This is a genomic window from Nocardia uniformis NBRC 13702 (assembly GCF_001613345.1).
GTDB lineage: Bacteria > Actinomycetota > Actinomycetes > Mycobacteriales > Mycobacteriaceae > Nocardia > Nocardia uniformis.
Genome location: NZ_BDCE01000072.1, coordinates 1 through 19,294 on the forward strand (window position 1 = coordinate 1; position 19,294 = coordinate 19,294).

Consider the following 19,294-nt stretch of genomic DNA (forward strand, 5'->3'; position numbering starts at 1 on the left):
CGTGCTTTTGGCCGGGATCCACTACTCATCGGGTGTGGATCCCGGCCAAAAGCACGCCGGAATGACGAGGGGCGCTACGGCATTTGGTTTGGGCGTGCCGGAATGACGGGGGGCGCTACGGTATTCAGTTTGGGTGTGCAGGAATGACGAAGGGCGCTACGGCATTCGGTTCGAGGATTACGAATGACCTGGGGTGCTGAGGTATTCGGTCCCGGGCATTCGGATTGACAAGGGGCACTGGGGCATAAGGAAGGCCGCCCCCGTCAAGGGGGCGGCCTTCGAATGGTGCGATGTCGCCCGGTCGGTACCGATGGCGCGGGAATCAGCCGGAGATGTCGGCGTTCTCGCGCTCTTCGTCGACGGCCTGATCGTCTGACTTATTGTTGTCCTGAATTGCCTTGCGGCCGGACTGATTCAGCGATCGGGGCTCGGGAGCGCCGTCGAGCAGTTCGCTTTCGCGGTTGACCGCGGCCAGCATGGCCGGGACCGAGTCGAGCTGACCGCGAATACCGAGCAGCTGGGCCAGGACGCGGCCACGCAGCACGCGCATTTCCTCGGCCAGTTCCTTGGCGTGCGCGATCTTGCGATCGGCGGACTGGGTGGCATTGGTGACCAGGCGGTTGGACTCGTCGGTCGCATCCTTGATCCGCTGGGCGGCCTCGGCGCGACTGGTCGCCTCCAGCTCCTCCATGGCACGGGTGAGCTTGGTGCGGCGCTCGGCCATGGTGACCTCGAAGTCCTGCTGCGCGGCCTTGCGCTTGGCCTCGGACTCCTTGGTGAGGCGGTCGGCCTCGGCATTGGCGGCGTCGATGATCTTCGTGGCCTCGTTGCGGGCATTGGCGAGAGTCTGCTCGAACTCGATCTCGAGCGCCTCGCGCTTCTCCTTGGTCTCGCCGAGGAGCGATTCGTACTTGCCGCGCATCTCGGCCGCCTGCTGCTCGGCGATCGAGATCATTTCGGCGGCCTCGGCCTGAGCCTGGGCGCGCACCTCGGAGGCCTCGTCGGAGGCCAGGCGGAGCATGCGGGAGATCCGGTCCGACATACCCTCCGCGGTGGTCGGCGGCACGGACAGCCGGTCGACCTCCTTGCGGAGCTCGTCGATCTCGTCGCGTGCGTCTTCCAGCTGCGCGGCCAGGTTTCGGGCCTGGGCGGCAGCGGCATCGCGATCGGTTGCGGTTACCCTTAGCTCGGCATCGAATCGGTCGAAGTAGTTGCGCACCTCATCACGGTCATACCCCTTCCGCACTACGGTAAAGGGCAGAGCGACGAAGCGATTACGATCGGGCTCAGTGGACGACATGCCCCACAAACTACAGCCTGGCGACCGGTGATGGTGACCCGACCGCGAATGTTGTTACAGCCTCTTTCCCGCCGCGAACGTCGGTACTAGTGAGTAGTTTTCGCGGCTGGTTCGACGAGTTCCACCAGCACACCGCCAGCATCCTTCGGATGGATGAAATTGATGCGGGAACCTGCGGTTCCGCCGCGTGGGGCGTCGTACAGCAAACGCAAGCCCCGTGTACGCAGATATGTGGCGACAGCATCGATATCGGTGACCCGATACGCGAGCTGCTGCAGGCCAGGGCCATTCCGGTCAATGAACTTGGCGATCGTGGACGCGTCACTCAGGGGTGCCAGCAACTGCAGGGCACTCGATCCCTCGGCTGCGCCCGCAAACGACAGCATGGCCTCGTGCACGCCCTGGGCCTCGTTGATCTCCCGATGCGTCTCGACCATGCCGAGATTGTCGGTGTACCAGGCGACCGCGGCATCGAGATCGGGCACCGCGATGCCGACATGATCGACGGCGGTGACGTACTCCGCGGGGATGAATTCGGACTTATCGGTATTGCTCACTCTTCGAACGGTAGCGCGCACCTGGGGAAGGCCGGCGGGAGGCCGCGGGTTACCTTTGAGTAGGGCTCCGATGGTTGGCGGAGCCCGACCATTCGACCCTTAGTGAGGTTCATCGTGACCACGACCGTCATCGTCTCCGGTGCGCGTACCCCGGTGGGGCGGCTGCTGGGATCGCTGAAGGATTTCAGCGGTTCCGACCTGGGTGGTTTCGCCATCAAGGCGGCCCTGGAGAAGAGCGGGGTCGCGCCCGACCAGGTCGACTACGTGATCATGGGCCAGGTGCTCACCGCGGGTGCGGGACAGATCCCGGCGCGCCAGGCGGCCGTGGCCGCGGGCATTCCGATGGACGTCCCGGCGGTCACCGTCAATAAGGTCTGCCTGTCCGGTATCAATGCGATCGCCCTGGCGGATCAGCTGATTCGCGCCGGTGAGTACGAAATCGTGGTCGCCGGTGGCATGGAGTCCATGTCCCAGGCTCCGCATCTGCTGGAGAAGAGCCGCGAGGGCTTCAAGTACGGCGATGTCACCCTGCGCGACCATATGGCCTACGACGGCCTGCACGACATCTTCACCGATCAGGCCATGGGCCTGCTCACCGAGCAGCAGAACGACACCCAGCCGATCAGCCGTGCGGATCAGGACGCCTTCGCCGCCGCCTCACACCAGAAGGCCGCTGCCGCCTGGAAGAACGGTGTCTACGAGGACGAGGTCGTGCCGGTCTCGATCCCGCAGCGCAAGGGCGATCCGATCCTGTTCGCCGCCGATGAGGGCATTCGCGCCGACACCACCGCCGAATCCCTGGCCAAGCTGCGTCCGGCCTTCCGCAAGGACGGCACCATTACCGCCGCCTCGGCCTCCCAGATCTCCGATGGCGCCGCCGCCGTCGTCGTAATGAGCAAGGAGAAGGCGCAGGCGCTGGGTTTGAGCTGGATCGCCGAGATCGGCGCGGCCGGTGTGGTCGCCGGGCCGGACTCCACCCTCCAGGACCAGCCCGCCAATGCCATTGCGAAAGCCTGTGCGCGCGAGGGCATTTCCCCCGCCGACCTGGATCTGGTCGAGATCAACGAGGCCTTCGCCGCCGTCGGCATCGCCTCCACCCGCAAGCTCGGCATCGATGCCGACAAGGTCAATGTCAATGGCGGCGCGATCTCCATCGGCCACCCGCTCGGCATGTCGGGTGCGCGCATCGTGCTGCACCTGGCGCTCGAGCTGAAGCGTCGCGGTGGCGGCGTCGGCGCGGCGGCCCTCTGCGGCGGTGGCGGCCAGGGCGACGCCCTCATCGTCCGCGTTTAGGTTTCACCCCGTCGCCCCGGTCCGGGTCGACCTCTCCGTCATCCCGGCCAAAAGCACGCCGGAATGACGAGGAGGCTGTGTCGGGGAGGGAACCTCACGTCGCCGGGGCGCGAGGTGTACCGGGACGATTCACGAAAATCACTGATCACTAAGGAATTTGGGAGCCTGCCCCCGGTTCGTATTCGAACCGGAGGCGGTTTCGTTCGGGGTATGTGACCACCTCCACTACGAGGTGTCGTAGATCTCAGGGCACAATGGTGCGCATGGGCAATCTCCTGGACCTCAGCACCGTGGCCAAACGTTTCCGATTTGTCGCATTTTTGGAGGCGGTGTCCTGGGCCCTCCTGATCGTCGGCATGATTTTCAAGCGCCTGCCCGAACCGGTGCTGTGGCCGGTCAAGGTATTCGGCATGTTCCACGGCGTGGTGTTCGTGGTGTTCGTACTCGTCGCCATCATGGCCGCGCGGGAATTGCGGTGGAACTGGAAGGTCACGCTGCTGGCGCTGGCATCGAGCATTCCGCCGTTCTTCACCGTGCTCTTCGAGGTGCTGGCGGTGCGTGCCGGTCTGCTCGCTGAGCTGAGCGAGGGGTCCGACGCCCAGGCTGGAGACCCCGCCGCCGCGCGTTCGTGACAGACTGGATGTCGTGACTCGACCTGCACGACGACCCTCAGCCGCTGCCGTTGCCGCTATGTCCGGTGCGGTGGATCTGTCCAGTTTGAAGCAGCCCCCAGCCGCCGCGGCGGATGTTCCGGACGGGCATTCCGTCACGGAAGTCGATTTCGAGACGAAGGTGCTGCGCCGTTCCGCTCAGGTGCCGGTGGTGGTGGCGCTGTATTCGCAGCGCAGCGCCGGCAGTATCGAACTGGTGAAACTGCTCGAGCAGCTGGCCGGGGAGACCACCGACTGGGAATTGGCCACCATCGAGGCCGAAGCGAATATGCGCATCGCGCAGGCGTTCGGGGTGCAGGGCATTCCGACCGTGGTCGCGGTGGCCGCCGGGCAGCCGCTCGCCGACTTCACCGGCAATCAGCCGGAGGAGCAGGTGCGGCAGTGGCTGACCGCCGTTGTCGACGCGGTGCGCGGCAAGCTGCCGGGCGTCGGCGCGGGTGAAGAGGCCGAGGTGGAAGAACCGGAGGACCCGCGCTTCGTGGCGGCCGAAGAGGCCCTGGAGCGTGGCGAATTCGATACCGCGGTGGCGGCTTACCAGGCCATCCTCAATACCGAACCCAATAATGTCGAGGCCAAGGCGGCACTGCGTCAGGTGCAGTTCATCGCCCGCGTCCAGGAGCTCGATCCGAGCGCCGTCGCCAAGGCCGATGCCGATCCGTCCGATATCGACGCCGGGTTGGCCGCTGCCGATCTGGAGATGTTCAACCAGCAGCCGGAGCAGGCGTTCGACCGCCTCATCGCACTGGTGAAGCGCACCGCGGGTGACGACCGCACCCGCGTACGCACCCACCTGCTGGAACTGTTCGAACTCTTCGATCCGGCCGAACCGATCGTGGTCGCGTTCCGCCGCAAACTGGCCGCCGCGCTGTACTGAGCAAACAGGCCGGTTCCCCACCTCTTATGAAGTGGGGAACCGGTTTTCGCAACTACCCGAGCGTTCGGGTGCCCGGGGGTGGGACCTAGTCCGCCGGGGTGGCCTGCGAGCTGCCCGAGATCAGAGCCTTCAGCACATCGGCCAGCGCCGAGGCGGACCCGGTGCCATTCGGGTCGGGCTCGCCCACGTCGACGACCGGCTCAGCAGCGGTGACGGGGACGTTGGCGGTCGCAAAACCGGCGCCGACGCCGACAAAGCCGGCCATGGCCGCACCGATGAACAGAGCAGTGCCAAGCTTCTTCATGTAGATGTATTCCTATCCATTGGTATTGCAGTTCGGGATGCGACGCCGCGTAACCAAATCCACTACATTCCAAACGATCTCGGCAGCCCCCAATGCCCGTGCCGGTAGTCTCGGGGGCGGCGCGACAGGGTGTTCTCAGCCGATGTCGGGCAGCCCGGCGAGAGCGGTGTCGATACGATCCTGGGGCAGTTCGAAGTCGCCCATCTCGCCGGAGAGATACCGCTCGTAGGCTGTCATATCGAAGTGCCCGTGGCCACACAGGGCGGTCAGCAGGACCTTCTCTTCGCCGGTTTCGGTGCAATGGCGGGCCTCGTCGATGACGGCCGCGATGGCGTGGGCGGGCTCGGGGGCCGGGAGGATGCCTTCGGCGCGGGCGAAGGTCACCGCGGAGGCGAAGCATTCGAGCTGATTTTTCGTGACGGCCTCGAACATCCCCAGTTCGTACATATGTGAGAGCAGCGGCGACATGCCGTGATATCGCAGGCCGCCCGCATGCACCGGATCGGGGATGAAGTCGTGTCCGAGGGTGTGCATTTTCATCAGCGGCGTGAATCCGGCGGTATCGCCGTGGTCATAGCCGTACCGGCCGCGGGTGAACGATGGGCAGGCGGCGGGTTCGACGGCGCGGAACACCGGATCGGTTCGCCCGGCGAGCTTTTCCCGCAGGAAGGGGAAGACGAGCCCCGCGAAATTCGAACCCCCGCCGGTGCAGCCGATAATCATGTCGGGCAGTCGCTCACCGGCGGCGTCGAACTGGGCGAGCGCCTCCTCTCCGATGACGGTCTGATGCAGCAGCACATGGTTGAGCACGCTGCCCAGCGCGTACTTGGTATCCGGGTTCTCGGCCGCCACCTCGACCGCCTCACTTATGGCGATCCCGAGGCTGCCGGGTGAATCGGGGTGGTCGGCAAGGATTTTCGCGCCCGCCGCCGTGACGGCCGAGGGGCTGGGGTGTACGGTCGCGCCCCAGACGTGCATGAGGGTGCGGCGGTGCGGTTTCTGATCGTAGGAGGCGCGCACCATCCAGGCTTCACAGTCGATGCCGTACTGTGCGCAGGCGAAGGCGAGCGCACTGCCCCATTGCCCCGCACCGGTCTCGGTGGTGAGCCGCCGGGTGCCCTCGGCCGCGTTGTAGAACGCTTGCGGTACGGCCGTATTCGGTTTGTGCGAGCCGGCGGGGGAGCCGCCCTCGTACTTGTAGTAGATCCGCGCCGGGGTGCGCAGGGCCCGCTCCAATCGCCGCGCCCGAAACAGCGGTGTGGGCCGCCAGAGCCGGTAGACGTCACGCACCTCGTCCGGAATTTCGATATAGCGCTCCCCGCTCATTTCCTGGCGGATCAGCTCCATCGGGAACAGCGGTGCGAGGTCGTCCGGCCCGATCGGCTGCCTCGTTGCCGGGTGCAGCGGCGGAGGCGGCGGGGCCGGAAGATCGGGAATGACGTTGTACCAACGTCTGGGCAGTTCGGATTCGTCGAGGGTGATTTTGCTGCGACCGCTCATCTGCGTCTCCCAGAGGATTGCCCCCTGTCGGGACGATACGCCGCGGCTCCGGCGCGGGTGGCCCGTTCGCGTGGATAGCGGTGGAATTACTCCGGTGCCAACCACACGGCGCTATTGGGGGCCAAGGCGACGGTGGCGGAGGCGGGCCAGCCCAGGCACGGCCGCTCGGTCGCGGCGACGACACCCAGATTCCCGATTCCACTGCCGCCGTAGGTAATCGCGTCGGTATTGAGTACTTCGCGCCACCGGCCCGGGCGGGGCAGACCGACCTGATACTTCGCGTGCTCGGAACCGGAGAAGTTGTAGAGGCACACCAGCATGGCGTCCTCGGTGCCGTAGCGCAGGAAAGACAGCACATTATTGTCGCGGTCGTCGGCGTCGATCCAGGAGTATCCACCGGGGGAGGTGTCCTGGCTCCACAGCGCGGGGTGGGCGCGATAGAGGTCGTTGAGGTCGCGAATCAGGGCCTGGACACCGTGGTGCAGCGGATTGTCGAGTTCGTGCCAGTCCAGGCCGCGGTCGTGATCCCATTCGCGGAACTGCCCGAATTCCTGTCCCATGAACAGCAATTGCTTACCGGGATGCGACCACATGTAGGCCAGCAGCGCGCGCACGCCGCTGGCCTTGGCGAAATCGTCGCCGGGCATCCGGGTCCACAGGGTGCCCTTGCCGTGCACCACCTCGTCGTGGCTGATGGGTAGGACGTAGTTCTCGCTCCAGGCATAGGTGAGCGAGAAGGTGATCTCGTTGTGGTGCCAGGCGCGGTGCACGGGGTCGTGGCCGAGGTAGCCGAGGGTGTCGTGCATCCAGCCCATATTCCACTTCATGGTGAAGCCCAGCCCGCCGACCTCGGTGGAGCGGGTGACGCCGGGCCAGGTGGTGGATTCCTCGGCGACGGTGAGTACACCCGGGTGGCGGCGGTGCACCGTGGCGTTCATCTCCTGGAGGAAGGCAACGGCTTCCAGGTTTTCGCGACCGCCGTGGATATTGGGTTCCCAGCCGTCGTCGGGGCGGGAGTAGTCCAGGTAGAGCATGGAGGCGACGGCATCCACCCGCAGGCCGTCGATATGGAATTCCTCGATCCAGTACAGCGCGTTGGCGACCAGGAAATTGCGGACCTCGTGCCGACCGAAGTCGAAAACGTAGGTGCCCCAGTCGAGTTGTTCGCCGCGGCGTGGATCGGCGTGTTCGTACAGGGCGGTGCCGTCGAAGCGGGCCAGGGCCCATTCGTCGCGCGGGAAGTGCGCGGGGACCCAGTCGAGGAGGACGCCGATTCCCCTGCCGTGCAGATGATCGACGAACCAGCGGAAGTCGTCGGGGGAGCCGAAGCGGGCGGTCGGGGCGTAGTAGGAGGTGACCTGGTACCCCCAGGAACCGCCGAACGGGTGCTCGGCGACGGGGAGCAGTTCGATATGGGTGAAGCCCTGGGCGGCAGCGTATTCGGCCAATTGCTCGGCCATCTCCCGATAGCCCAGGCCGGTCCGCCAGGAGCCGAGGTGCACCTCGTAGATGCTGATGGGGGCCCGCGGCGGATCCAGGGTCGAACGGGCGCGCAACCATTCGTCATCGTCCCAGGTGAATTCGCTCTCGGTAATCACCGACGCGGTGGCGGGCGGTGTTTCGGTGGCGAAGGCCATGGGGTCGGCGTGGTCGACGGTGCGCCCGTCCGCACCGTGTACCCGGTACTTGTACTTGTCACCCGGACCGAGACCCGGGACGAATACCTCCCAGACCCCGGAGCCACCGAGCCGTCGCATGGGCACGGTATTGCCGCTCCACCCATCGAAGTCGCCGATGACCGCGACCCCGCGCGCATTCGGAGCCCACACCGCGAACGAGGTGCCGGAAACTGCGCCGTCGAGGGTCGTGTACCGGCGTGGACGGGCCCCCAGCGCCTCCCACAGGCGCTCGTGTCGGCCCTCACCGATCAGGTGTAGGTCGAGTTCCCCCACGGTCGGCAGGAAGCGGTAGCCGTCGGCATCGATGGTGGTCCGCCCGCCCGGATACGAGGTGACCACCCGGTAATCCCACAGCTCCGGAAACGGGATCACACCTTCGAACAGTCCGTGCTCGACATGGTCGAGCGGATGATCGCCCTCGCCGATCCGTGCCACCACCGAGTCGGCATGTGGACGCAGGACCCGGACGACCGTGCCGCCGGGGTGCGGGTGCGCGCCCAGGACGGTGTGCGGATCGGGATGGGTACCCGCCGCCAGCAGCATGAGATCACGCCGGTTCACCGGGGGAGTCCCCGGCAGCCTGGCTCACGGACGGCGCGCACCCTGCCAACTTACTGCGCGGCCGGTGCGCGGTGCGTACCGCGACGTCGCGGCGGCACCCGGCCGATACGATCACCTCGGACTCGAAACGCTCGAACCAACGCTCAGCGAGGAGCGCCATGTGTCGATTGTTCGGTTTGTCGGCCGCGCCGCGGCGGGTCACGGCTACCTTCTGGCTGTTGGACGCTCCGGACAGCCTGTCGCTGCAGAGTCGGCACAATCCCGACGGCGCGGGGCTGGGCACCTTCTACCCGGACGGATCACCGCGGGTGGAGAAGCAGCCGATTGCCGCGTTCTCCGATGCCGACTTCGCCGAGGAAGCGCGGGAACGGGAATCGGAGACCTTCGTCGCGCATGTGCGGTTCGCCTCCACCGGCGGCATGGAAACGCGCAATACGCATCCTTTCGAGCAGCGGGGTCGGCTGTTCGCCCACAATGGCGTACTGCACGGACTCGACGAACTGGATGCCGAACTCGGCGCCTATCGCGAACTGGTGCACGGTGATACGGACTCCGAGCGGTACTTCGCCCTCATTACCGAGCGCATCGACCGACACGGCGGGGACATCACCGCGGGTATCACCGACGCCGTGCGCTGGATCGCCGACCGACTGCCCGTGTACGCGCTGAATCTGGTGCTCACCACCGCGACCGAACTATGGGCGCTGCGCTATCCCGATACGCACGAGCTGTTCGTGCTGGAACGCGCCGCGGGTGGGGCGAATGGCGGTCGCCATCTCGTGCATGAGGGGCAGGCGGGCATTCGGGTACACAGCGCGTCGCTCGCGGATTACCCGTCCGTTGTCGTGGCCAGTGAGCGCCTGGACGCGGACCCGGCCTGGCGGCTACTGGCGCCGGGAGAGTTGCTGCACGTCGACGCCCGGCTGAGCGTCAGCTCGATCACCGTCTCGGATTCCGCACCGAAACAACTGCTCACGCTGGCGCAATTGGATGCCGCAGCCGCTGCCTCTCAGACCGCGGTGCCCTGAGATTCTCCGCGTGATGTCGCCTGACGAGAGGGTGTGCGATACCGCTCGTTCGAGCTCAGTGATCCGGCTCGGGGACATTCAGTGGAATGAGCGGCGGAAGGCCAGTTGCTGGCGGGCGTGCATCGGCACCGGCGGCAGCACCAGGATGTGCGCGACCGCGTGCGCCGGGTCCAGTCGCACGTAATTGCTTTGACCCCAGTGGTATTCCTCGCCGCTGATCTCGTCGTACACCACCGGCCGATCGTGCCATTCGCGGCCGATGGCGGGCAGGTCGAGGGAGACCATGCCCTGTTCGGCCCCGAAGGGGTTGAGGTTCACCACGGTCAGCACCGCGTCGCCGGTGGTGGGATCGAATTTGGAGTAGGCGAGCAGGGAGTCGTTATCGGTGTGATGGAAGTGGATGCAGCGCAGCTGCTGTAGCGCGGGATGCGAGCGCCGGATCTCGTTGAGGCGAGTGATCCACGGCTCCAGGGATTCTCCGCGTGCGGCGGCCTCGGTGAAGCGGCGCGGACGCAACTGGTATTTCTCCGAGTCCAGATATTCCTCGCTGCCGGGATGCGGGGCCTGGTGTTCGTAGAGCTCGAAACCGGAGTACACGCCCCAGGTCGGACCGAGTGTCGCGGCCAGTACGGCGCGAATGGCGAACATACCCGGGCCCCCGTGCTGCAGGGTCTCGTGCAGGATGTCCGGGGTGTTCACGAAGAGGTTGGGGCGCGCCTCATCGGCTTTGGCGGCCAACTCGTTTCCGAAGTCGATGAAATCCCACTTGGTGGTGCGCCAGGTGAAATATGTGTAGGACTGGCTGAACCCGCGCCGGGCCAGTCCGTACAGCCGGGCCGGGCGGGTGAACGCCTCGGACAGGAAGATGACATCGGGGTGGTCGTGATGCACCTGCGCGATGAACCATTCCCAGAAGTCCGCTGGTTTGGTGTGTGGATTGTCGACGCGGAAGATCTTGACGCCCAAGCCGATCCAGTGCCGCACCACCCGCAGGATCTCGGCGTAGAGTCCGTCGGGATCATTGTCGAAATTGATCGGGTAGATGTCCTGATACTTCTTCGGCGGATTCTCCGCATAGGCGATGGTGCCGTCGGGGAGGGTGGTGAACCACTCCGGATGCGCGGCCACCCACGGATGATCGGGCGCACACTGCAATGCCAGGTCGATGGCCACCTCCAGGCCCAATTGCCCGGCGGCGGAGATGAAGTCGATGAAATCCGCCTCGGTGCCCAGATCGGGGTGAATGGCGTCGTGGCCGCCCTCCACGGAGCCGATGGCCCACGGTGAACCCACATCGCCGGGCTCGGCGGTCAGAGAGTTGTTGGGGCCCTTGCGATTCACCTTCCCGATCGGGTGGATCGGCGGCAGGTACACCACATCGAAACCCATGGCGGCAATGCGGGGCAGCTCCTTGGCCGTAGTGGCGAAGGTGCCGTGCACCGGCTTGCCCTCGGCGTCCCAGCCGCCCGTGGAGCGCGGAAAGAACTCGTACCAGGACCCGACCAGCGCACGCTGCCGGTCGACATGGACCAGATGCTGCGGGCCACGCGCCACGAATTCCCGCAGCGGGGTGACGCGCAGGATATCGCTCACCTCGGTGCTGAAGGCGGGCGCGACGCGGGCGGGCAATTGGGCATCACTGCGCAGTGCGGTGGCCGCGTCGCGCAATCTCTCCCACTGTTTCTTCGGCACCGCCTGCGCGGCCCGCTCCAGCAGTCGCGCCCCCATCTCCAGATCATTGGCCAGATCGGTGGCACTCTGGCCGACCGCGAGTTTCGCCTCCACCGCCGACCGCCAGGTGGCGATGGGATCGCTCCACCCTTCGATGCGGTAGCTCCACAGCCCCGGTTCGGTGGGGGTGAATACGGCATTGAAGACATCGGGCTCGTAATCGGGCGTCATTCGAATGCGACGGGGCCGCGTGGATCCGGGCGCGCGCACCGACAGCGTCGCGGCGACCGCGTCGTGCCCCTCCCGCCACACCACGGTACGTACCGGGAAAACCTCTCCGACCACGGCTTTCGCCGGTCGGCCACCGGGAATGGCGGGGGCGGTGTCATCGATGGCGATGCGGCCGGTCACGGAGTCGAACATACCGGCAGCGGCCGCCGCCCGGCGCGGCGGCGGGCGCGGAACTCACCAGAACCTGGGTCGCAATCCCCACGCGGTGAGTTCGGCGGCCACATGGCGGCGCAGGGTGTCGCGGTCGGGAAACCGGTCGGGATCGACCCCGGCGACAGCCAGCGTCACCGTTTCCCCGTCCCCGGAGTAGGCCACGGTCAGCCCGGCTTCGGCGCGACGGAAGAACTCCGGATCACCGGCCCGCACCACCGGCCGCATCACCACGGCGCGGGCGCGGATTCCGGCGATATCGGCGACCAGCTTCGCGCTGTCACCCAGATTGGTGCACAGGCAGATCGGCGCTTTCGAGGTGCGCACGAACCGGCGGGTGAGGGCGTCGGGCAGCAGCACCTGCACCGGTTGCAGATGTTGCAGCGGCGGGGTGGTGGCGGGATCGTCGTGTGCGGTGACCGCGCGTTTGGTGGCCGCCCGCAATCGCGCCAGATCGGTGCGTTCGCCGTGCCGATACGGCACCGCGACGGCGACACCGGTACTGGCATTGCCCCGCGGATCGTCGAGGCCGCGCATGGAGCGGGGGATCTCCACCCGCACCGCACCGTCGGTGACCCGGCCGCTGCGGCCGAGTACACCGACCGCGACCCCCACCATGAGCCCGTTCGCGGTTCCGGAATGCGCGGCGGCCACCCGATTCCAGTCCGCTGCCGGAACCGAGACCAGCAGATCCGCCGGCTGGAAGGGATTGGCCAGCGCCACCGGTGTGGTCTCGGGCCGGGGCTGGCGAACCGGTTCGTGGACCGCCCGCGCCCGAATCGCCCCGCGAATACCGGCGGCTACCGCCCGCACCTGTGCGACGGCATCGGCGATATGGGCGCGCAGCAGACCGGCCGAAAGGGTGTCCCCGACCAGACGACCGGCACTGGCCGCCCGGTCCGGGCTGGCGTCGGCACGCAGTCTTTCCAGGGCGTCGGCGACGGCGAACAGCCCACCGCCGCCATCGACCGCGACATGGGAGGCGACCAGCGATAGCACCGTGCCACCGGTCGCGGTGGGCGCGGCCGAGAGCCGCCACACCTCACCGGTGATCGGGTCCAGATCGGTATCGGTCTGTGCCGCAAGCCAATCCGGTACCCGGTCGGCGCGCACCGGCTCGGTCCGCCAGTCCAGCGGCAGCGCCCGCAGCGCGGGAGCCCACCAGGGCCGCGCCAGCGGAAACCGCGTGGTAACCACACGCCGGGCCAGGAATCCGTACGAAAGATGCTCGTGGAACCGCTGCACCGTGGCGCGCTCCAGCGGTTCGTCGAACAGCCAGGCCAGTTGCACCACCAGCAGCGGCCCGTACAGCCGGTGCACCTTCCAGAACAGGTCGTCGTCGGCGGTCAGTCGATTCATCTCGGTCATGAGTGGTCCCTGGGGTCAGCGCGGCCGCAGCACGCGCACGGTGACAAGAGCCGATACGAGCATGACCACCAGTGCGGTGGCCACCGACCAGACGGCGTCGCCGCCGAATCGACCGGTATCGGCGAGCGTGCGCACCGCCGAGACCAGATGCGATACCGGATTGACGTCGGAGATGGCGCGCAGCCACGAGGGCATGGCCGAGGTCGGGACGAGAGCGTTGGAGGCGCAGGTGAGCAGCATGAGCAGCAGGCCGGAAATGCCCTGCACGGCGGCCGGTCGTGTCACCGAAACCCCGACCACCGCGAAAACCCAACTGAGCGCGGTGGTTACGAATACCACCAGCACTGCGGCGGCCACCAGCCCGAGTGGATGGTCCGGGCGGTAGCCCATGACCCGGCCGACCAGCAGTACCACCGTGGCCCCGATGGTGTAGCGCACCACCCCGGCGGTGAGCGCACCGGCGATGGGAGCCAGCCGGGCCACCGGCATGGCGGCGAAACGGTCGTAGACACCGGACCGCACATCCTCGCAGAGCTGCACCCCGGTGGTCACCGACATGGTGAGCATGATCTGCACCAGTACCCCGGGGATCAGGATCGGCAGATAGTCGGTCACACTGCCCGCCACGGCGGTTCCGAAGACACTGCCGAAGAGGACCGGCGCGGCGATCGGCAGCAGCACGGCGTCGAACAGCAATTGGGGACTGCGGCGGAATACCAGCAGACCGCGCAGCGCCATAATCATCGATTGCCGGGCCGCCGACCCCGCGCCGACGCGAATTACCCGGGGCCGCCGGTCGATTCGCGTCACCCGGGTGGTCGGGACAGCAATGGTGGCGGTCATGCCGCTCCCTTCGTCGAGGACCGATTGGTGAGTGCGAAGAACACCTCGTTCAGGTCGGGACGGTCCATTCCGAAGCCGCGCAACGGTATTCCGGTGCGGCGGTACTCGAGCAGGACCGCCATGGCGGCTTCGGCATCCGGAACCGCCACCGCGAGTGCCGCGCCCTCCGGGCTGATTCGCGCCGTTGTCCCGGTGAGGCGTTCGGCCACCGCGACGGCCGCGGCCAGCCGGGTGGCATCGCCGAGTTCAACGCGCAGCACCTGTCCGCCGAGAGAATCCTTGAGTTCGGTGGCGGTGCCGGTGGCGACCACGCTGCCGTGGTCGATGACCGCGATCCGGTCGGCCAGTGCGTCGGCCTCCTCCAAATACTGGGTGGTCAACAGGATCGTGGCACCGCCCGCCACCAGCTCCCGCACCGTCGACCACATGCTCTGCCGGGTGCGTGGATCCAGTCCGGTGGTGGGTTCGTCCAGGAATATCAAGGGCGGCAGGGTGATCAGCGTCGCCGCCAAGTCGAGGCGACGACGCATACCGCCGGAGAAGGTACGCGCCGGGCGGCGGGCCGCGGCGGTGAGATCGAACTGTTCCAGCAATTCGGTGGAGCGGGCGGCGGCGGCCCGGCGCGACAGTCCGAGCAAGCGGCCGAAAATCCGGAGATTCTCATCGGCGGACAGGCTTTCGTCCACGGCCGCGTACTGGCCGGTGAGCCCGATCATGGAGCGCACCGCGGTGGCCTGGCGGACCAGATCGTGACCGAAGATCTCCGCATGCCCGCGATCGGGACGCAACAGCGTCGCCAGCAGGCGCACCATGGTGGTCTTCCCCGCGCCGTTCGGTCCGAGCAGTGCGAATACCGAACCGGCGGGCACGAGTAGATCGATACCGTCCACCGCGGCGACGGCGGCGAAACTCTTGCCGAGGCCGTGCGCTTCGATCGCTGGATTCGGCGTCATAACCGCTCCCTTTCGGCAGGTGCGACTGTGAGTGCACGGGAATGGGTTCGGAGGATATGCCCGGCGGCCAGTGCCTCGACGGCATCGGCCGCGCACCGGGCGCCGTCGTCGCGGAAGTCGGCGGCGAAGGCGTGCGCGCGTTGCCGGACGGGCGCGCTGGACGCGAAGCCGAGCAGTCGTTCGAGCCGGGGGCGGTCGAGCCGGGAGTATCGCGTGGTCGCGCCCAATCCCAGCACCCGCAACTGCCGCCCCCAGTAGGGCTGATCGGCGAGGAACGAGCACACCACCGAGGGCACCCCGGCCCGCAGGGCGGCGGCGGTGGTTCCGGCTCCGCCGTGATGGATGGCCACCAGGCATTGGGGCAGAACCGAGGCATGGTCGACGGCGGGCACGATCGCGACATCCTCGGTGAGGGTCGGTGCGGTCCGTGACCAGCCGGAGACGAAGAGCAGCCGCCGCCCGATACTCCGGCACGCCGCGCGCAGCAGCACCACCAGCGCACCGGTATCGCCCACCGGCATGGAGCCGAACCCGGCGTAGACCGGTGCGCTGCCAGCCGAAAGCCACTGTGCGAGCGCCGTATCCGGGGCCGAAGCCGGTGCGTCGGCGGTGGGAACGACGAAACCGGTAAAGGGCCGCCGCGGACCCCACTCCTGGGCGAGACCCGGAAATAGCCGCTCGTCGAACGCCTGGATGGCAAGACGCGGTGCGCGTTGTCCCGCCTCCGGAGCGCGCCGCGCCAGTTCGGCCAGCGGCGGCGCCAGCGCCCACGCGCGGGCCCGGACGACAGCGGACCCGGCCAGCTGGTTCAGCTCGCCGGGGAGGAACGCGCCCAACCGATTCGGCAGCACGGCGACGGCTCGGTTGGGATGGATGGGGAAGAAATGCACGGCCGCGAACGGCACCCCGCCGTGCGCGGCAATCGCATCGCCCACCTCCTCATTGGCCATACCGCCCACCACCACATCGGTTCCGGCGGCCAATTCCAGCAGATCCTCGGCGGCCTCGGTGAATCCCTGCTGGTTGAGCCGCCGCAGGGCCGAGATCCGGGATACCGGATTCGCGGTACGCCGTCGTGTGGCCAATTGCCTGCGCAGCAGTTCGCCGGTGTCGAGACCGAATCCGTGCGCCGCAACCCCGTGACTCGCGGCGAAATCCACCAGATTGGGTGATACCGCGAGCGTCACCCAGTGGCCGCGTTCGCGCAATTCGCGGGCTATGAGTATGCCCGGCTGCGCATCGCCGCGACTGCCGCCGAAAGCCAGGAGCATCCTCATGCCGCCCTGCCTTCCCGTCTGGGTTTCCCGGATTCGCCTGCCGTGCCGATGGTTTGGTCAGCGGAACGGAGGCCGGGGCGGTACTCACCGGTGGTGGCGACCGCGGTGAGGGTGCGACGCAGCGCCGCCGTGTAGTCGATGAGCCGAGTGCGCACCGCCGGAATATCCGGTGCGCCGAAGGTGACCGAGTAGCTGTCGGTACGGACGAGCCAGCTCGATACGGTCGAGGTGAGCCCCTCCCCGGAGAAGATCCGAATATCCGCCGCAGCCGAATCCTCGTCAGTCCCCGCGTCCATCAGGGTGACGAATCCCGGTTCCCGCGTGACGATCTCGCTGCCCTGGCCGGTCGCCAGTAGCCGCGCGAGGGCGGCGTGCGCGGGCAGTGCGGCGAGTGCGCGGCACTGGTCGAGACCGGTGCGTGCGGCCGTCGCGGTACCGGCGAAATCCGGATCGGCGTCCAGTGCGAAGGTGACCGGCACGAAATTGCACAGCCATCCCTGTGCGGTCGCGTAGCCATCGCGACGGGTGGCCACCACATTGAGTGCCGTGTACCGCCGCTGCCCGATGCGGGCGAAATCGGTGAGGGCGAGCGTGGCGAAAAGCGCTGCCGATGGCCGGATCCCCGCAGTGGCGAGCACTGCGTCGAAGCGCCGTGCCTTTTCCGGTTCGAGTAGCACCTCGGTGTGGAAAAAGCGTGGATAGCGTTGTCCATCAGTGATTTCCGGATGCTCCGGACCGGGTGGCGGCAACCGGAAACCGGTCTCCGCCAGTACCCGCAGCCAGTGTGGCGACAGCTCCTCGACGCGGTCGGCGGCGCGGGCGTACTCGGTATCGGCGTACCGGGCCGCCGAACCGGGATTTATCGCGGGCCACGTGGTTACGGTGCCGTCGCGATGTGCGTAGTAGCGATCGGTGAGCTCGCGCGCGGCCGCGGCCTGCGAAATGCCGTCGCTGAACGCGTGATCGGCCACGTACACCACATCGAAGCCACCGACGCCGGGCACCGCCGCGAATCCGATCGACGGCCACGCGAACGGGCTCAGGGTGCGGGCGAAATGGTCGATCAGGGCGGGTGCCCACGCCGTATCGGTCGGACCCGGCAGTGGCACGGCCTCGAATGCCATCTCCTCGGGCGCGGCGATATATCGGAGGAAACCACCGTCGACAGGGGCGAACCAGGTGCGCAGACCGTCGTGTGCCCGGACGAAGTCGGCGGTCGCGGCCGTCAGTGCGGCAATATCCGGGTCGCCGGATATCCGGGCCACAACGCCGAGCTGCGCGGACCCGGCGGTCGCCGGATCGACGGCCGCCGCACGCAGATGATCCATCTGGAGAAATGATGGCGGCGTGCTGGAGGCGGGCGCCCGACCGGCGGCGGCGTGTGCCGCCGGGGTGGGCCGCAGCAGGACCGGCCGCACGGCGGCGGTCAATAGTTCGGAGGGGCTGCCCAATCGCATTACGCCGCTCCTTCTGTGCGCAGGGCGCGCGGCCCAGCGGCCTCGGCGGCCCCGAAATTTCGAAGGATCGACGCGATCTCATCGATATAGCGATGCATAGCTGTATCCGAGTAGGCAGCGGGGAAGCGTGTCGAGATATTCAGCCCCTGCACGGTCCGATTGATCCAGAAGTAGACCTCGTCGGCGGAATGCGAGTCTGCCCGCAGGGCCCGCCAGCGCAGTCGCTCCAGTGTCCGGATATTCGGCAGTCGTCGCGTATCCACGAATGATGCCCCGAATCGCGGCCGGTCCTCGATATCGAGTAGGTTGAATACTCGCGACGCGGGAGCCATTGCGGCGGGTTTTGCCCGTTTCAGTGCGGTACGGGCGATATCCAATGCGTCGCGGAAATCGGTATGGTCGCCCAGCTCGATATCGACCGGCAGAATATTGACGAACCAACCCATTGATTCCGCCCACTGCGGTGGTCGGGTCGCCACCGGCATGACGGTGCGGAAATTCGAGGTGTGGAACAGCTGCCGTGCGGCCAGGGCGAGCGCGGCGAAGGCGCCGGTTGTCGCACGGTGTCCCACGGCATCCAGGGCCGCCTCGAAGGCGTCGGCCTCCGCGGCGTCGAGGAGCCAGCGCGAGACGCTGTGCTGTGCCGCGTCCGCGGTGTCGGGGTCCTGAACGGCGGTGACCGGGCCCGGATGGAAGCGCGGCAGGGTACCGCCGGATTCGGCCAGGAACTCCCGCCAGACGGCGACCGCCTCGCATTCCGGTGTCAGCGCCGCCGCGGCCGAACGTTCCACCGCGGCGAATTCGGCCGAGGCCGTGGATGTTTCCGACGGCGGGACAATAGCTTCGGCCAGGGCGGCGTGATAGAGCCGCCGCAGCTCGCTGATCACCAGCAGCTGACCGTAGGCATCCATAACGGAGTGGTCGGCGGCGACCAGCACGGTGAAATCCCTGGAATCGGCATGTTCGACGGTGGCGATCAGGCAGTGCGGCCAGATCAGCGGGGACAGTCGCAGCTCCAGCGCATCGCGGAGGAAGTCATTGAGTTCCTCGGAGTCGGTGACGGTGTCGACGCCCTCCGATCGGACCTCGATACCGGTCTCGGAGCAGGTGCGGCGCTGCCATTCGGCGGCGGCGCGGTGGACGGTGGTGCGCAGACCCTCGTGTCGGGCGTGCCACCACCGGGTCATGGTGTGCACCGCGTCGTGGTCGAACGGCGCGTCCATTTCGAAGATCGTGCCGATCCAGCGACCGCGTCCCGGTCGGGAATCGGAATTATCGATACTCGCGCAATATTCGGTATGCGCGGTGGACAGTGGTCGTGGATCGGGAGCCCATTCCGCGGTATTCGTGGCACTCCAGAAGGTGAGTCGGCCGGGACGAATTTCGAAATCCGAGAGGAGCGTATATTCCATCGAGTTTCCTGATTGTCGACGCGCGTCTACGGCGGCGCGCGAGAGGGATTCGCAGGCGTCGGCATACTGCCGGGGAGTTCCTGCCGAACTTCCGTGGTCGGCGGA

General features: G+C 67.2%; 16 protein-coding genes. 4 read left to right on the plus strand and 12 right to left on the minus strand.

Annotation, left to right across the window (positions count from 1 at the left end; all coding sequences use genetic code 11):
• Positions 1-322: 322 nt before the first annotated feature.
• Together NU1_RS26600 and mce are read right to left on the minus strand one after the other, a co-directional pair.
• On the minus strand, positions 323-1,300 hold the full coding sequence (locus tag NU1_RS26600) for a coiled-coil domain-containing protein (RefSeq protein WP_067525485.1): 978 nt from the start codon (positions 1,298-1,300) through the stop codon (positions 323-325).
• 86 nt (positions 1,301-1,386) lie between these two features.
• Complete coding sequence (gene mce, locus NU1_RS26605; RefSeq protein ID WP_067525486.1) at positions 1,387-1,857, minus strand: methylmalonyl-CoA epimerase; 471 nt, start codon at positions 1,855-1,857, stop codon at positions 1,387-1,389.
• Between the two features lie 114 nt (positions 1,858-1,971).
• Here mce and NU1_RS26610 point away from each other — a divergent pair, with 114 nt between their 5' ends.
• From NU1_RS26610 to NU1_RS26620, 3 genes are all read left to right on the plus strand, one after another.
• Positions 1,972-3,150: an acetyl-CoA C-acetyltransferase gene (locus NU1_RS26610; protein WP_067525487.1), complete on the plus strand. Its 1,179-nt coding sequence runs from the start codon at positions 1,972-1,974 to the stop codon at positions 3,148-3,150.
• Between the two features lie 263 nt (positions 3,151-3,413).
• Positions 3,414-3,782: a DUF3817 domain-containing protein gene (locus NU1_RS26615; protein ID WP_084521845.1), complete on the plus strand. Its 369-nt coding sequence runs from the start codon at positions 3,414-3,416 to the stop codon at positions 3,780-3,782.
• Positions 3,783-3,840: 58 nt separating this feature from the next.
• Complete coding sequence (locus NU1_RS26620) at positions 3,841-4,695, plus strand: tetratricopeptide repeat protein (protein WP_067525490.1); 855 nt, start codon at positions 3,841-3,843, stop codon at positions 4,693-4,695.
• An 85-nt stretch (positions 4,696-4,780) separates the two neighbouring features.
• On the opposite strand, the gene NU1_RS26625 is transcribed toward NU1_RS26620, so the two are convergent.
• The 3 genes from NU1_RS26625 to glgB form a co-directional block, all read right to left on the minus strand.
• On the minus strand, positions 4,781-4,999 hold the full coding sequence (locus NU1_RS26625; protein ID WP_067525492.1) for a hypothetical protein: 219 nt from the start codon (positions 4,997-4,999) through the stop codon (positions 4,781-4,783).
• 135 nt (positions 5,000-5,134) lie between these two features.
• Positions 5,135-6,499 (minus strand): TrpB-like pyridoxal phosphate-dependent enzyme, encoded by a 1,365-nt coding sequence (locus NU1_RS26630; RefSeq protein WP_067525493.1) that lies wholly within the window; start codon positions 6,497-6,499, stop codon positions 5,135-5,137.
• A gap of 86 nt (positions 6,500-6,585) precedes the next feature.
• Complete coding sequence (gene glgB, locus NU1_RS26635; protein WP_067525757.1) at positions 6,586-8,721, minus strand: 1,4-alpha-glucan branching protein GlgB; 2,136 nt, start codon at positions 8,719-8,721, stop codon at positions 6,586-6,588.
• 176 nt (positions 8,722-8,897) lie between these two features.
• On the opposite strand from glgB, the gene NU1_RS26640 reads away from it, so the two are divergent.
• Positions 8,898-9,767: a class II glutamine amidotransferase gene (locus NU1_RS26640; RefSeq protein WP_067525495.1), complete on the plus strand. Its 870-nt coding sequence runs from the start codon at positions 8,898-8,900 to the stop codon at positions 9,765-9,767.
• A gap of 78 nt (positions 9,768-9,845) precedes the next feature.
• Here the strand turns inward: NU1_RS26640 and NU1_RS26645 are convergent, their stop codons facing one another.
• The 7 genes from NU1_RS26645 to NU1_RS26675 are packed head-to-tail and all read right to left on the minus strand — an operon-like array spanning position 9,846 to position 19,189.
• A complete protein-coding gene (locus NU1_RS26645; RefSeq protein ID WP_067525760.1) occupies positions 9,846-11,849 on the minus strand; it encodes an alpha-1,4-glucan--maltose-1-phosphate maltosyltransferase in 2,004 nt (667 codons plus the stop codon).
• A 54-nt stretch (positions 11,850-11,903) separates the two neighbouring features.
• Positions 11,904-13,247, minus strand: coding sequence for a hypothetical protein (locus NU1_RS26650; protein ID WP_067525497.1), 1,344 nt, complete (start codon positions 13,245-13,247; stop codon positions 11,904-11,906).
• A gap of 15 nt (positions 13,248-13,262) precedes the next feature.
• Positions 13,263-14,090, minus strand: a complete 828-nt coding sequence (locus NU1_RS26655) for an ABC transporter permease (RefSeq protein WP_067525499.1) — start codon at positions 14,088-14,090, stop codon at positions 13,263-13,265.
• The gene (locus NU1_RS26660; protein WP_067525501.1) at positions 14,087-15,043 is read right to left on the minus strand and encodes an ATP-binding cassette domain-containing protein; all 957 of its coding nucleotides are present in this window, start codon (positions 15,041-15,043) and stop codon (positions 14,087-14,089) included. The genes NU1_RS26655 and NU1_RS26660 overlap by 4 nt, the downstream gene beginning before the upstream one ends.
• Entirely contained in the window at positions 15,040-16,320 is a 1,281-nt protein-coding gene (locus NU1_RS26665) for a glycosyltransferase (RefSeq protein WP_084521833.1), read from the minus strand. Before NU1_RS26665 ends, NU1_RS26660 begins: the two co-directional genes overlap by 4 nt.
• Complete coding sequence (locus tag NU1_RS26670; protein ID WP_157553073.1) at positions 16,317-17,777, minus strand: hypothetical protein; 1,461 nt, start codon at positions 17,775-17,777, stop codon at positions 16,317-16,319. Before NU1_RS26670 ends, NU1_RS26665 begins: the two co-directional genes overlap by 4 nt.
• Positions 17,777-19,189, minus strand: coding sequence for a condensation domain-containing protein (locus NU1_RS26675; RefSeq protein ID WP_067525507.1), 1,413 nt, complete (start codon positions 19,187-19,189; stop codon positions 17,777-17,779). Before NU1_RS26675 ends, NU1_RS26670 begins: the two co-directional genes overlap by 1 nt.
• Between the last annotated feature and the right edge of the window lie 105 nt (positions 19,190-19,294).

Bases quoted from the DNA above. Each gene is read 5' to 3' on its own strand.
- NU1_RS26600 (WP_067525485.1), bottom strand. From the start codon at position 1,300: ATGTCGTCCACTGAGCCCGATCGTAATCGCTTCGTCGCTCTGCCCTTT.
- NU1_RS26670 (WP_157553073.1), bottom strand. From the start codon at position 17,777: ATGCGATTGGGCAGCCCCTCCGAACTATTGACCGCCGCCGTGCGGCCG.
- NU1_RS26620 (WP_067525490.1), top strand. From the start codon at position 3,841: ATGTCCGGTGCGGTGGATCTGTCCAGTTTGAAGCAGCCCCCAGCCGCC.
- NU1_RS26675 (WP_067525507.1), bottom strand. From the start codon at position 19,189: ATGGAATATACGCTCCTCTCGGATTTCGAAATTCGTCCCGGCCGACTC.
- NU1_RS26640 (WP_067525495.1), top strand. From the start codon at position 8,898: ATGTGTCGATTGTTCGGTTTGTCGGCCGCGCCGCGGCGGGTCACGGCT.
- NU1_RS26665 (WP_084521833.1), bottom strand. From the start codon at position 16,320: ATGAGGATGCTCCTGGCTTTCGGCGGCAGTCGCGGCGATGCGCAGCCG.
- glgB (WP_067525757.1), bottom strand. From the start codon at position 8,721: ATGCTGCTGGCGGCGGGTACCCATCCCGATCCGCACACCGTCCTGGGC.
- NU1_RS26630 (WP_067525493.1), bottom strand. From the start codon at position 6,499: ATGAGCGGTCGCAGCAAAATCACCCTCGACGAATCCGAACTGCCCAGA.
- NU1_RS26655 (WP_067525499.1), bottom strand. From the start codon at position 14,090: ATGACCGCCACCATTGCTGTCCCGACCACCCGGGTGACGCGAATCGAC.
- NU1_RS26650 (WP_067525497.1), bottom strand. From the start codon at position 13,247: ATGACCGAGATGAATCGACTGACCGCCGACGACGACCTGTTCTGGAAG.
- NU1_RS26625 (WP_067525492.1), bottom strand. From the start codon at position 4,999: ATGAAGAAGCTTGGCACTGCTCTGTTCATCGGTGCGGCCATGGCCGGC.
- NU1_RS26615 (WP_084521845.1), top strand. From the start codon at position 3,414: ATGGGCAATCTCCTGGACCTCAGCACCGTGGCCAAACGTTTCCGATTT.
- NU1_RS26660 (WP_067525501.1), bottom strand. From the start codon at position 15,043: ATGACGCCGAATCCAGCGATCGAAGCGCACGGCCTCGGCAAGAGTTTC.